The 14,274-nt window shown below is 59.7% G+C and carries 8 protein-coding genes and 2 pseudogenes; all 10 read right to left on the bottom strand.

Annotated elements, in window-relative coordinates; genetic code table 11:
- Nucleotides 1-395: 395 nt before the first annotated feature.
- The gene (gene terL / locus EOA24_RS02485) at nucleotides 396-1,244 is read right to left on the bottom strand and encodes a phage terminase large subunit (RefSeq protein ID WP_126079497.1); all 849 of its coding nucleotides are present in this window, start codon (nucleotides 1,242-1,244) and stop codon (nucleotides 396-398) included.
- A 19-nt stretch (nucleotides 1,245-1,263) separates the two neighbouring features.
- Nucleotides 1,264-1,875: a hypothetical protein gene (locus EOA24_RS02490; protein ID WP_189343273.1), complete on the bottom strand. Its 612-nt coding sequence runs from the start codon at nucleotides 1,873-1,875 to the stop codon at nucleotides 1,264-1,266.
- A gap of 806 nt (nucleotides 1,876-2,681) precedes the next feature.
- A pseudogene (locus EOA24_RS02495) lies at nucleotides 2,682-4,979 on the bottom strand (AGE family epimerase/isomerase).
- A gap of 58 nt (nucleotides 4,980-5,037) precedes the next feature.
- Nucleotides 5,038-5,298: pseudogene (locus tag EOA24_RS42775) on the bottom strand (phosphomannomutase/phosphoglucomutase); the annotation flags it as partial.
- A 317-nt stretch (nucleotides 5,299-5,615) separates the two neighbouring features.
- Nucleotides 5,616-7,040 carry an HlyD family type I secretion periplasmic adaptor subunit gene (locus EOA24_RS02505; RefSeq protein ID WP_126079495.1) on the bottom strand — a complete coding sequence of 475 codons (1,425 nt, stop codon included), beginning with the start codon at nucleotides 7,038-7,040 and terminating at the stop codon, nucleotides 5,616-5,618.
- Nucleotides 7,027-9,669 carry a type I secretion system permease/ATPase gene (locus EOA24_RS02510; protein ID WP_189343272.1) on the bottom strand — a complete coding sequence of 881 codons (2,643 nt, stop codon included), beginning with the start codon at nucleotides 9,667-9,669 and terminating at the stop codon, nucleotides 7,027-7,029. Before EOA24_RS02510 ends, EOA24_RS02505 begins: the two co-directional genes overlap by 14 nt.
- 108 nt (nucleotides 9,670-9,777) lie before the next feature.
- Nucleotides 9,778-11,421, bottom strand: coding sequence for a glycoside hydrolase family 16 protein (locus EOA24_RS02515; protein WP_189343271.1), 1,644 nt, complete (start codon nucleotides 11,419-11,421; stop codon nucleotides 9,778-9,780).
- 1,020 nt (nucleotides 11,422-12,441) lie between these two features.
- Nucleotides 12,442-12,834: a hypothetical protein gene (locus EOA24_RS02520; RefSeq protein WP_126079493.1), complete on the bottom strand. Its 393-nt coding sequence runs from the start codon at nucleotides 12,832-12,834 to the stop codon at nucleotides 12,442-12,444.
- Nucleotides 12,794-13,501: an SIS domain-containing protein gene (locus EOA24_RS02525; RefSeq protein WP_126079492.1), complete on the bottom strand. Its 708-nt coding sequence runs from the start codon at nucleotides 13,499-13,501 to the stop codon at nucleotides 12,794-12,796. The genes EOA24_RS02520 and EOA24_RS02525 overlap by 41 nt, the downstream gene beginning before the upstream one ends.
- Nucleotides 13,498-14,274, bottom strand: a 777-nt coding sequence (locus EOA24_RS02530) for a GHMP kinase (protein ID WP_127409547.1), incomplete at its 5' end; no start/stop codon positions are given. The genes EOA24_RS02530 and EOA24_RS02525, both read right to left, overlap by 4 nt.

Raw genomic sequence — 14,274 nt, forward strand, 5'->3', positions numbered from 1 at the left:
GTCGAGCTGTGTCGTCCGAACTGCCTCCGCCTCAGCGCACAGCCGTCCGCCAGGCGCCAAGCAGTGCTCACCAGAAGGGCGATTGCCATGTACTAGGGTCGCCCGGTATTCAAACCAGAACAACGTGTCGAGAAGGAAATCGACAGCACCGTAGCAGCCCGAGGGCGATTAGGCTGGAACACGAGGCGCATCTCGTAGTTCGGTGTCGGGCGGCCGATCCAACGTCCCTCAGATCGGCTCTCCATTCCTAGTGCCATGTCAGGCCCACCACTGTGCTCCGGTGGTGGGCTTTTCATTACAAAAAGGGCCACTTTTGTCCGCATTCGACGGGCGACGCCATAAGCTGACCATCCGCTTTCGGCCCCTTTGCAGACATCGATCGCTCGACGGGCCGGCTAGCACTTCCCGATGTAGAACCCACCCGTCGGCTTGTCGTCTTTCATCCAGATCAAGGCCTGGGACATGGAGTCGACCTGGTCGTCGTGCCTGCCGTTCGGAAAGGCAAGCACCTCAAGGATAAAGTTGTCCTTCCAGTGCGCGTCTTTCGGCAGGTAGACGCTGCCATTTTCAATCATCGCTGCTGCGCGGATCAAACGGGCCTCTTTGTCGATCCGAGCTTTTACCGGGGTGGTGGCGATGGCTTGGCTATCCAGATCCGCGATCAGGCTCGAACCTGAGCCTGCATCTTCGATCAGGACGATGTCCGGGTTGTGCTCATCGATGGATTGGCGGACGACCTTGACGAGGTCGGGGTAAGACGCTCGAATACGGACGAGGTCAAGGAGGTAGTACTTGGTATCGTCTTTCGCCCAGGTCGAGCCGACCGAATAGTCGCAACTCGGGTCGCCCTTCAGAGCGGTATCCCAGCTCTGCACGATCGTCATTGAACGACGATCGAACTGAGCCAGGTCGTAGTAGCGAAACCAAGCGCGTTTGACGAGGTTGCCATCCGCCGGGGCAGGGGACTGCTGGTATTGGGCGGAAAAGGTGAGCGACCCGAGATCGCGCTTAAGCCTGTCAAGCTCAGGCATTCCGAGCCGAGCGGGATGGAGCAGGTCACCGATCTTGCGCTCCTGCCAGCGACTTGCGCTCATTGGAATTCGGGCGTCCTCGTCGGCAATTGCGGAGAGATTGAGGTGATCCCAGCCGCCCGCCTCCAAAAGGACACCCGCCAGATCGTCGACATGGAGACGCTGCATGACAAGGATAACGGCGCCGGTGGCCGGGTTGTCGAAGCGCGACATCAAAGTCGTTCGGACCCATTCAGCGCACTTGTTGCGCGCCGTTTCGGAATGTGCATCCTCCGCCTTCAGGGGATCGTCGATGATGATGTCGCCGCCGCGGCCAGTCAGCTGACCGCCGTTGCGTCGAGGCGCGCAACTCGGCACAGCTCGCTTTCCAGCGTTGGAGATATTGGCTGGCTGGAACAGCTGTGCGCTCTGGCCAGCAGTTGAATGCGCCAAGCGCCTCGACACTGTCCGGAGCCTGATGGTACTGGGCAAGAATGGTCAGGGACTGGCTTGGGCGAACGGCGCTGCGGTTGTCGGAGAACCATGCTGCAGAATCGCGGGCGAGCCCCTGGCTGTCGGCGAGCCTGCTATAGCGTATGATGATATCCTCGCGATATCCGGCAATGGCGTCGCCGAAAGCGTTGTCGCCGGCAAAGGGCAGGTCCGTCTTCCAGCTTTTTGCAAAAAGTCCCAGACCACGCGGCGAGAAGGCCTCCACCATCGCCTCCTTGAGCCACTGGCAAGGAGGTGCCGGCTTGGCGTCCGCCTGCCAGTTGTTGGCTGTCACATGGCTGAGTTCATGGCCGAACTGGTAGGCAAGCTTCGACCAGTCCCGCTCGCCGATGTCGACGATGATCCATGCCATGCTGTTCCCATCAGGATGTAGCCATATGGAGGGCGGACCGGCGGTATGCTCCTCGACGCGGAGCTTTGTCGGTTGACGATCGGAGACGAGGCGGACACCGTCAAGACATGCATGGCGCATGCGCTCAAGGATCTAATCGGCGGAACGAGGGATCATGCGGCCCCAGTCGCCGGCGAGTTCGATAGGGGCGGAGAGGAGGGTACCAATGGTCGGCGATGAAATTCGCTGCAGCATCGGAGCGTCATTCCTGTCTGACCCAACGCGCAGGCGAGCCAGTGCGCCGGTTCGGGCCAGACCAGCCATGCCTTCATGGGACTTGCTCAAGATCATCCTTTGCAGCGAATGTCAGACCGACCGGCTGTGACGATCGGAATCTTCAGCTTACAAACCGCGCTATGACGCCGGAGCAGCGCAAGCGTTGGATGACTTGTCCGTAAGCGGCCCGACAATCTTGCCGTTTGGGTGTGCGGGTATGACTGCCGGGCCTTGAGCCTGCCGTTGTGAGCCAGCCGGCTCCGTCACCCATGTATCAGCATTTGCTAATGTTTACAACGCATGGCGTCGGGGTGACGCCGGAAAATGAGCGCCCGAAGGATCTCAGCAGGGGCGACCAGGCACGAAAAGCTTGAGCGCTGGAGGCAGAAGCCTACGCCTGCCAATCTGTCTAATACATACATGAGCCGCTGGTCGAAGGCTCGACTTCGACGAAGATAGGCGCCAAACGACCTTTTCAGTCCGAGCAGCGTGAAGCCCTTCGGCAGCCCAGCGAGCTTGCACTGCATTCCGCCTGACGAGGGACCGTCAAGTCAGGCGTAGACCTGCCTAAGAGAGGACTTACCGGTTTCCGAAACTGGCAGCGGGAAAGCCTCGACCTGTCCCCCGGTCTTGTCCAGGTACTGCATCAAAGCTGTGACCAGATGGTAGAAGATGCTCGCGGGGACCTCCGTCGCTACTGACCTTCCGCGCTCATCAATCCTGTCGATCCATAAGCCAAGTGGTGCGGGATCGATATGCCATCTGAAGAGCCGGGCAACGCGCGCTTCGATCTCGGGTTTCAAGTCAGGCCCGCCAATACCATCAAGCGCAACTGCCGCCTTGATCGCCTCGCACTGCGGCCAGCTTCGCGAAAGACGGTCGAGGGGCAGTCCGTGGCGCGAGACGGCTGCATAGGCCAGACCCGTGGCCCGGTTCAAACCGCTGGCAACCGCCGACGAATAGAGCTTTCTCGCAAACGCAACTAAGTCCTTCTGGCCGCTCGCCCGCGCGAAATCGACGAGGAGGAAGGCCCATTCGAAATGGTGGCCTGGTTCGGTCCACTGTCCCTCGTCTCCCGGCAACGGCAGCCAATCGACGTCGAAGCGTTCTCCAAGTGTCCAGCTCTCCTGGTCGAAGAAATGGCATCGAAAGAGATCGATGACGCGTGCCGCGCGACGCAGGTATGCGCGGTCGCCCGTGACGCCATGCCAGGCAAGGAAGGATTCCAGCATGTGCATGTGAGGGTTCGAGAGCCGCACCCCGCTCCAGACGGGGCTCTCGAGGAAGCCGTTCAGGCTGGCATCCTCGAGATGCGTGTCGATGAAATGAAATGTCTCTTGTGCAAGCCGTAGGGCATCCTGGTGGCCGCATCGATGAGCATGGGCAAGCGCCAGCAGCACACAGGCTTGGTCGTAGGCATCCTCCGCCGGATCAGCCACGCCGCCGTCGCATTTTAGGGTGCGTACCCAGCCGCCACGGTCGGTACGACCGCATTTCGCGATGAAGTCGATCCCGTGGTTGAGAAGTTTGTCGGCGGGCCCAGGCCAACCGCGTTCCTTGGCCACCGCGAAAGCGTAGATCTGACGTGCCATTGTCCGCATGCGTTTGGGCTTGCGTAGCGGCCTCGCATCAAAACCGAGCGACTCATGAAATCCGCCATACACATCGTCGACCCCTGCAGTGGACCATACCGGCAGTGTTTCGTCGAAAAGCCAGTGCTCGACGCGCTTGCGCCATGACCCACTGACGATGACCCGGTCTTCCGACGCCGTGAACTTGGTTTCGAGTCGTCCGCTCTTCTCCAACTGCTCGACAACCTTCTTGACGTTCTGGCTGTGGCTGACGGGGGCAACAAATACCGCGTCCGGTGTTGCCACCACCGCCACATCCTTCATTCCGACGACGGTCAGCAGCCTGCCCTGGCTTCGAAGGTAGGACCTGCTGCAGTCCATCGCGACGACATCTCCCATCACAACGTTGCCGTCGCTGTCGACAGGGCTGGCTTCGAGCAGCGATTGCCACGATCCAAGATCATTCCAGCGGAAGGAGGCCGTAACCATCGCGATGTCGTGGGCACGCTCCATGACGGCGTAGTCGATCGAACTCGACGGGACAGCTGAGTAGAAGCTCCGTGGTAGGTAGATGCCTGAAACGTCGTCCCGTGCGGTCTTATAGGCCCGTTCGGCGCTGTCCCAGATATCTGGCCGGAACTCAAGAAATGCCTGCGCATCGTGTCCGCTCGAAACAGGAACAGGCCGGCGTTCCAATAGAACCTCCCCGAAGACGCATATTGGCGAGCTGTCTCGGCATCGGGCTTCTCGACAAAGCGCGCAACGGCGGCCACGCCGTCAGCATTTGCCGCAACCTCGATGTAGCCGTACCCGGTTTCCGGATGTGTCGGCTTGATGCCGAATATGACAAGGCGTCCTGACTCGGCCACAGGCCGGCCCATCTCGACGGTTTCCCAGAATTGCGCCTCGGTTGATATCTCATGATCGGAGGGGACCACGAGCACAAGCGCGTCGGAGCCATGCTCGAAGATCGTCTGCAGGGTTGCTATGGCGACTGCCGCGGCGGTGTTGCGGCCAACTGGCTCGAAAATCGGTCTGCCGCCGTCCTATCCGAGTGGACTGATGTCGGAGATGACGCGATCGGCATGCCGCTCGGACGCTATCAGGTAGATTGGGGTCTCACCTTCGGACCGGGCCTTGAGGCCGAACGGTCTTCGCAAGCATGGATCCGTCGCCGGAAATGTCGTGGAATTGCTTGGGATTGTCTTCGCGCGAGAGCGGCCATAGCCGTGAACCAACGCCCCCGCTCATGACAAAACATACGATCCGGCCCGGCATGGTCCAGTTCCTCTCAGAATGTTTGGCTGTAGGCGCCGACTTCTGGATTGCGGCGCAGGGCCATGGCATGGAGCTCGGCAGCACGCCTTTTGATGCAGGAGTGCCCGGTCCTCCAGTAGTCGCTCATGGAATTATTTTGCGCGAGAGCCGGGTCCGTCATGAAAAGCCCCGTCGGCGTCACGTCCATGACGAACGTAGATTTCGGATCCAGCGCGGAGATGTTCCGCGCCAGCATGACGCCAAACTTGTCTGCGAAAATCTCGCGGCCTCCATCGACGTCGCAATCGCGGTCGCCGTCGTCATCGAAGCCGAGCCCCATGCCGAGCGCCTGTACCACCATCAAATTGAACTCGGGCTCTTTCTCGGAGCCTGGATGCCCCAACCACCAACACGTGTCGCATTCCCGGAAGCCAGTGGCTTTGACGAGAGCGCTGGTTTCGAAGGCGAATATGTTCGACTTGGCTTGACCGACTAGGTTGAGCGTCACGTTTCCATCCGCAATTGCGCACGGAACGATCCTAGCACGCTGTGTAGCCTAAGCTCTCTTCATGAATTGGGGTAGTCCGAATGCCCCGGTTTGCCCCCATCCTATTGAAGCACCCCTGCGACGGCCGCAAGGATGTCTCGTGCGCTTTCTTAACGGTCTCGCAGCGCTTCGTGTTTGTATTTCGCCAGCGGCGAGAGAAAGTAGCCAATGATACTGCGCGCGCCAGTCTTGATCTCGATCGTCACCGCCATGCCCGGACTGAGCTTGACGAGCTTGTCGTCCACCTGCATGTACGCACGGTCAAGCGAAACGCGCGCGGCATATTCCAGTTCCTGACCCCTCGGCTCACTGTCGCTCTGCTCTGCGCCCGATGCGCGGTCGTTCGAACCGCTCTGCCTCTCGCGAGGTATGGCGTCCGGTGACACGCTGAGCACTTCTCCATGAAGAAGCCCGTAGCGGGTGAAGTTGAATGTGTCGACCTTGATTTCTGTCTTCTGTCCCGGGTGGACGAATCCGATATCTCGGTTGGAGAGCATGGCCTCGATTTCGAGATGGCTCTCGCTCGGAACCACCACGGCCAGCGGCTGAGCAGGCGTGACCACGCCTCCTATCGTGTGAACGGCGAGTTGTTGTACGACGCCGTCGACCGGCGCGGTCAATCGTTGGAACTTCGTGCGCTGCTCTGCCTTGGTCTCCTCCTGCTCGGCACTCTCAACCCTTTGGTCGGCTTTCGCGAGTGCGTCATAGGTCGCGCGCCGATACTCCGCGACGGTCTTTTCTCTCGTTTCCCTTAGCACCGCGATGGCTGCATCGGCTTCGCGCAGCCGGCTCTGCTGCAGGTTGAGATCCTGCTGAAGGCCGACCAACTCCTGATACTCGGAGAGATAGTCGACCTTCGAAGCAAGCGCGTTGTCGACGAGCTTTTTGCGAATATCGACTCGCTCCTGCAGCACCGGTGTTGTAGCCTGGAGCTTCGCGACGCTTGCCAAGGTCGTTGATCGTTCCGCTTCTCTCTGATTCTGCTGGCGCTCGATCTCCGCGAGCTTGGCGTTCTGTTCGGCGACCTGACTGATCAGAAACTGACGATGCATCTCGATGTCCACTGCGCTCGCGCCCTGCGGCGGCCGGAAGGCCGCAAGTGGATCCTCGGCGAGCGCGGCGCGCAGCCGGGCGACGTCGAGTTCGGCCGAAAGGAGATCACTTCTCTGGCGCTGCTGGTCGGCTTCCGTCATGGTCGGGTCGAGCTCGATCAGCACGTCACCGGCCTTCACGTTCTGTCCATCGCGTATATTGATGGCGCGGACAATGCCCGTCTCGAACGGCTGAATCAGCTTGGTGCGCCCGTCTGGCACGATCTTGCCCGTCGCCGTTGCGACGATATCGATGCTGCCTAACGACGCCCAAATCAGCGTGACGCAGAAGACTGCGACGATACTCGCCGCGATCGCGCGACCGATCGGCGACGGTGGCGTTTCGGTGATTTCGAGCGCTGCCGGCAGGAACGCTACTTCGTGCTCGTGGCGGCGAACTTGGGCTCTCGGAAATGGGACGATGTTTCGGCTAGCGGACTTCATGGATGCCAGCCTGCAGATAGTGGAGGTTTGCGTAACGCCCGTTCGAGCGGATCAGGTCATCATGGGTACCATCCTCGACGATACGGCCATGCTCTATCGTGATGATCCGGTTCGCGTGGCGCACGGTCGAGAGCCGATGAGCGATGACGAAGACGGTTCGGCCTGCAGAGATTCGTTTCATGTTCTGCTGAATGGCGCGCTCGCTTTCGTAGTCCAGGGCGCTGGTCGCCTCATCGAGGATAAGGATGCGCGGATCGGCAATGAGTGCCCGAGCGATTGCGACACGCTGGCGCTGCCCGCCGGAAAGACTGCTGCCGCGTTCGCCCACGATGGTGTCATATCCCTCCGGCAGCTCGAGGATGAAGTCGTGAGCGCCGGCCAGCGATGCCGCTGCAATGACGCGGTCCATCGGCATAGCCGGATCAGCGAGCGCGATGTTCTCGCGAATGGATCGGTTGAAGAGCACGTTCTCTTGCAAGACGACACCTATCTGGCGTCGAAGCCAGGTTAGGTCGACCATCGCCAGATCGACGCCATCGACCAGCACGCGTCCGCTCTCCGGCACATAGAGCCGCTGTATCAGCTTGGCGACGGTGCTCTTGCCTGACCCCGAGGAGCCCACGATGCCGATAACCTGACCGGGCTCGACGCTGAACGAGACATCGTGCAGCACCTCGGGGCCGTCGACCCGGTAGCGGAAAGTCGCATGCTCGAATGTCACCTGCCCGCGGATTGCCGGCAATGCGGCGCGGCCAGGATTGAAGCTTGGCTCGGGAATGGTGTTGAGGATATCGCCAAGGCGATCGATCGACAGGCGGGCCTGATGGAAATCCTGCCAGATCTGCGCGAGCCGCAGCACCGGCATGCTCACGCGCCCGGCCAGCATATTGAATGCGACGAGCTCGCCGACGGTCAGGTCGCCGCCGATCACGAGCTTGGCGCCGAAGTAAAGGGTTGCGGCGACGACCAGCTTGTTGATCATCTGCACCGCCTGGCTCGCAGTATTGTTCAGGCTGAGCACGCGGAAGCTTGCGGTCACATAGGCGGCGAGCTGCTCCTCCCAGCGGCGCTGCATCTGCGGCTCGACCGCCATGGCCTTCAGCGTCTCGACGCCCGTCACGGTCTCGACCAGAAAAGCTTGATTCTCCGAGCCGCGATCGAACTTCTCATCGAGGCGCCGGCGAAACAGCGGCGCAGCTCCCGCAGAAATGCCGATGTAGAATGGGAACGACGACAGGACGATCAGAGTCAACGGAGTTGTGTAATAGAACATCACCGCAAGGAAAACGACGGTGAAGACGAGATCAATGACAAGCGTGAGCGCCGAGCTCGTCAGGAACTGCCGGATATTCTCGAGCTCGCGGACGCGTGCGACTGAATCCCCGACGCGGCGTGTCTGGAAATATGCGATCGGCAACGCCATCAGGTGACGAAACAGCCGGGCGCCGAGCTCGACGTCGATGCGGTTCGTCGTGTGCGCGAACAGATAGACGCGCAGCGTGCCGAGAACAGTTTCGAAAACGGTCAGCGCGATAAGGCCCGCGACCAGGACGTCGAGCGTGCTCATGCTTCGATGCACGAGCACCTTGTCGATGACCACCTGGAAGAACAGGGGCGAGATGAGGGCAAAGACCTGAAGGAAGAATGACGCGATCAGCACTTCGCCGAGAAGATGGCGATATTTGTGGACCGCGCCGAGAAACCAGCCGATGTCAAACCGCCGGGACAGGTCCGTAAGGGCAGCGCGCCGGGTCATCAGGATGATATCGCCGTCCCAGATGGACTCAAGTTCGGCCTGGCTCATTGTAATGGGTTGCGGCGACGATGGGCGCTGAACGAGGAGCTTGTCGTCGACGACTTTGCCGAGGATCAGGAATCCACCGTCCCGAAGCACGGCGATTCCCGGCAGCGGAGTAACCGCAAGCCGATTCCAGCTCGTCCTCTGTGCCCGAGCCTTGAGTCCGAAATCTTTTGCACAGCGCAGCACTTCGGTAACGCCCACTCGCGCCGCGCCCATGCGATGCCGAATTTGGTCCGGCTCGGCCGCGATGCCATGGCAACGCAGCAATATCGCCAAGGCGACGAGCCTTGGGTCATCGCCGCACTCAGACGCAGTGCCCGCCGTCTGGGCGGCCTCATCGCGTCGATCGGCGAAACGAACACGCATCAAGGTACTGCTGGCGCGCCGTACCAGATCACGCCCACGGCCAATAAGGGCATGGAGCGCCCGCTGCGCGACGTTCTGTGATCCAGCCAAGATCAAACGGCCGTCCCACATTGCTTCGAATTCCGCTCGCGTGATCAGCTTCGCATTTGAAGAGGGTGGATGCAGCACAACCGCGCCTTTGTCGCTGACCTTTCCGAGAAGCAGAAATCCACCATCATGCAGTGAAGCGATGCCGGGCAACCGGATATCCGCAAGTTGTTTCCACTGTGTCTTGCGCGAACCGACCTTGAGCCCGAACTCGCGGGCGCAACGAAGCATCGCGCGGATGCCGATTGCACCGCCGCCGCCACAGCGATCGCGGATCTGGTCGGGCTTAACGTTCACGCCATGAAAGCGAAGGAACAGAGCCAGGGCTCGAAGTCCAAAGTCTGCGGCGTGGGCATTCTCGTTCTGCATCGCCATTCTGGCTTAACCCTTCGCGGATACGCGTCCGCGTTCGATGTTCCTTCTCAGATTCACAAACTTGACGGTGCCGCACCCAGGCGCTGGAGCCCCTGGGTGCGGAGGCGATCAATGTTGCGGTCTGGTCAGGTACGAGTCGTGATTCCAGTTGGTTCCATTCGACAAGGACGCCACGATCTGACCGTGATCGACGTGGCCAGAGTTGCCGGCCAGGTACTGGTTCAGCAGCGCAAAACTCTGGCTTGCGAGGGACGCTCTACTCGTGCCGGACGCAAGCGGATGATCCGCCATAGTAATGTTTTGCGACGCCAAGGTCTTAGCGGTGCCGGCGACCAAGTCCCTGTGCTCGTTCAGCCAAGCAAAGCGCCGGGTTGACAAGGACGCTAGCGACCTAGCGGGAGCATGCTCATGATCCGTCTGGGCGATCACCCGCGGCGAAGTCGTGGTGGCGGCAGGCCGAGGATCCGTTACGGCGATGGTCTGCGGCGAGGCTGTCGAGACGGCGCCTGTGGCCGGATCCTTCGCCGTTGCCGTCAGCGTGAGTGTCGCAACCGGATGAGCCGCGCCCCTGTAGTTCGATTGCAGCGTCAATCCGCTGTCGACCTGCGCGGCCGTCAAGGTGATACTCTTGCCACTGAACGTCTTGCCGTCGAGTTTGTCGGTGATCGTCTCGTACTTAGGCAAGCCCGTCACCATCACGGTCACGAGATCGTTGGGGTCGGTCGTTGTCACCTTGACCCCGAGGTCGACCGTACCGCCCAGCCCGTTCACGTCGAGCGTTGGGTCGGCGATGGTGAGGACCGGCGCGATCACTGACGGGGTGGTTGGTCTCGTTGGGGTGGTTGGAGTCGTCGAGGTCGTTGGGGTGGTTGGTGCTGTCGTAGGGGTCTGGATCGATGACGTCGTCGAGGGAGCGACGTTGGCACCCGTGACGGTGTCGCCGCTGCCCGCCTTCTGATAAAGCTGAACCCCGTCGATCTGCATTTGCATCGACGATGGGGTCGAACCATCCAGAGCCGTATGCCATCCGCTCGCGTTCGAATTCGCGACCCCCATGTTCATCATCAATTGCATCGGTTCATCCGGGATCGCGACCTGTGCGCTGGTCACTTGCGCCATTTGTTGCCCGTCCAGATACCAGGTGATCGATTCACCAGGCACCCAGTTGATGCCGTAGGTGTGGAAGCCGCCCGTGAGGTTGATGCCGCTGTCGATGGTGTCGCCGACCCACCCTGACGGTCCGTGGAGGTGCCAGGAGAAATTGTTGTCCGCCGGCCCAGAACCGGTAAATCCACCCTCCTGTATATCGAGCTCGAAATTGTCGCCGCTGCTGCCCGCGCCGTCGCCGGGCATCAGCCAGAGGCCTGGCCATGCGCCTCCGCCGCTCGGCGCCTTCATGCTGATCTGAAGGTAGCCGCCGTTGAATTCGAAGTTGCCGTAGCTGCTGACGGCGCCGGACGTGATCGGGAATGTCTGTGCCACCCCACCCTGATTTATGCCGCTGATGGGCTGTTTGATCGCCGTGAGATCCAAGGTCCCGTTGCTCACCGACACCTGGCTCGGCATATCATAGTCGGCATTATATGGGCCGCCCGGCGTGCTTCCTCCCGACCCATTGCTATTCCAGGCCCAGCCGTTGGCGGCATTGCTGGTGATATAGGTATGCCAATCGCTGTCGAGCGCCGTGCCGGAGAAGTTTTCCTCATAGACGAGGTCGCTCGAGGCAAAGCCTGTTGGTGCGGAAAGAGTCATTCCGTGATCCTTCTTGGGCGTTGAAAAAAATTCACTGCCGCGCATCGCCAAAGTGCGTGAGACGTCGCACGCGCAGCTAGGCAACGCGAACTGATTTCAAACTCGTAGCTGGGCTACGAGAACTGATTTCAAACTCGCATAGGCAACGCGACTGATTACAAAGTAGCGGAGATTTGGGTGTCTTCGCCCCAGACACTGATGTCGAGCGGGCTCAACGTTGATTTCACCATCGAAGACGAGTCTTGTCGACGGGAATGCTTGTCAGGTTCTCGCCCCTGAACCCGTGTACGGTGTCGCTGCCAACGCGCACAAGGCTTTCAACGATTTGAGCCGCAGCCGAATTGAAGTCGACCGCATGTCTCCCGGCGGGCGCGCCGCCGAGCTTGCTATTAAGTATAAGCACAGTAGTCCCTTAGTTCATTGCGTCTTTTTTGTTCTCATTCCGCCCGCACCCCTAAGTAAACACAGGCATTTCCGCATTTAAACTTGCTCAGACACCGTCTTGTACCTGCGTAAATTATTCGAAGACGATGTATATGACACAGGCGACCATACTACGATTTGCGGCGAGAATGAGGCTCGGCGGGTGATTGTTAACACATTCCTAATGTAACTTATTAACACGTTCTAATATGGAAAGTGATCAACGGACCGCGCCGGGGCACCCTCCCAGATGGCCTGCCACGATCGTATCTGTCGGTTTAAATGTTGCGGTCGCTTTGGGTGCCCGTTGGCTCGCGCGGGTCGTTCGCATTTGAGGTAGTCGAAAGGGATGGGTGGGATGTCTTGCGATGGCGCATCGCTGACGAGCCTTCGAGCCTGTTGTCGCACCCGGCCGGATGTTCGACCACCATTTGCGCGCCGATGTGCTTGGCCGAGCTCAGCCGTTAAGGCGTTGACCACGTTCCAGTCTCTATAAATGTCACTGCGTCACGTCGCTAGCCACGCAGCCGCAATGCCCGCGTCATCCGCTGGCTGGTATCGTGATCGAGCGCGGTCTCTACAGCGCCGCGCAGCCGTTCAATCGCAATGCCAAAGTGCCTGAATCGGGATCATATTATCAAGATCTGAGCAGCGCCAAGACGCGCAACCGCATCCAAGGGGAGAGTGCGAATGCTTGGGTACCTTGTTGAAATGGCTGGAGCGTGGCGCCACGGCGCGCATGCGCTTCGTCGCCGCGGGACGGCTCCGCGGATTGTCAGATTTGAACCGCGCAACGAGTCGCCAAAGCTCCACTTCGTGGCCATCTGCTAACAGCCTGGCCTGCTCTTTCGCCGCAACGTCGTCTATGCAGGTAAGGTTGATGCCGCCCTTGAACTGGCCGCGGTCGTCCAGAACGTAGAGCCGATAATGCTGCATCGCTTGTTCTCGATCAGGATTGCCAGCTCGTCTCGGCGCCAGCTGGATTTGCATTGAAGCCGCCAGCAGCGCTGCGCCGCTCTCGCCGATCGCTCCACTTTTGTGTACCCGCAAGACAAAGACGCTGCATGACGACATGCCCGAACATGGAATGTATGTCCTCCGCAATTTGCATGTCATTCACATTGACCCAAACCACATGTTGGGCGATCTGCCTGAGCGTTCCTCCGCCATATCCGCAAAGCCCTAGCGTAACTGCGGCATGATCATTGGCGTATCGAACGGCACGCAGAACGTTTTCCGAATTTCCGCTTCCCGAAATCGCGATGACCAAGTCGCCCTCGTTCAGGATGTTCTTTAGCTGCTCGACGAACACATCCTGGAAAGAAACATCGTTCGCGTATGCAAACGTAAGGCCCACATTGTCGATCAGCGTCCGGCCACGAAACGGGCGCTTCGTGGAAAGATAGATGCTCTTGTTCCAGTCCGTGATGAAATGCAGCGCCGTGAGCGAACTGCCACCATTTCCAAGCGTGATTATCTGCTTGCCATCCTCCTGTGCCTGCGCGACCAAGGCCACTGCATTATCGATGCTTTCGTGGTCCAATGAAGCCAGGACGATCTCGAGTTTCTTGAAATAGGCTTGAGCACTGCCGCCAAGATTTTTTATTGGGCGGGCTCCGATGTCGGTTGATTGAGTACTGCCGCCAAAATGCTTCATTGGATGGACTCCGATGTCGGTTGATAGTGAACGATGCGGCTCCCGGCGAAGTCGAACTTGACAGGGAAGTGCTTCAGGTCCCTAAGGGCCGCTTTGATTGCGTCGTGGCGATCGAGAGGTGCGAAGAACATGAGAAAACCTCCTGCACCTGCTCCCAGCAGCTTGCCGCCCGTGGCACCCGCCCGCATCGCGGTCTGGTACCAGTGATCGATTGCATCGTTCGTGATTTCCTCAGAGAGGCTCTTTTTTAAGAGCCAGTTCTCGTGGAGGATTTCGCCGAAGGCGTCGAGGTTGCATCGATGCAGCTCATCACGAAGCTGATAGGTGAGCCCGACCATCCGCCTGAGCGCTTTGCGCTTGTCCGGAGCTCTTGCGATGCACTCCGACTGTCGCACGAGAATGTCCGAAGCACTGCGCGTAATGCCGGTGTAGAACATGAGAACTTGCTTCTCGATCGAAGCGATGAAATCACGCGGGCATATGAGCGGTGACACCGAAACGCTGTCATCGCGGTGAAACTCGATGAGATTCAATCCGCCGAAGGCGGCGGCGTATTGATCCTGCCTTCCAATGGGCGCGCCACAAAGTTCGATCTCGATGCAACAACTATCGGCGCCGAGCTTTGCCTTCGAGACATATTGCCCCCGAAACGCGTTCAGCGCGTGCAGAAGGCCAACCGTAAAAGCGCTCGATGATCCAAGTCCGGTGCCCTTGGATGGAATATCGGCAATAGTCGTTATCTCAATGCCCCCGCATATCCCAAGGTATCCCAT

The organism is Mesorhizobium sp. M2A.F.Ca.ET.039.01.1.1, from assembly GCF_003998035.1.
In the GTDB taxonomy this organism is placed as follows: domain Bacteria; phylum Pseudomonadota; class Alphaproteobacteria; order Rhizobiales; family Rhizobiaceae; genus Mesorhizobium.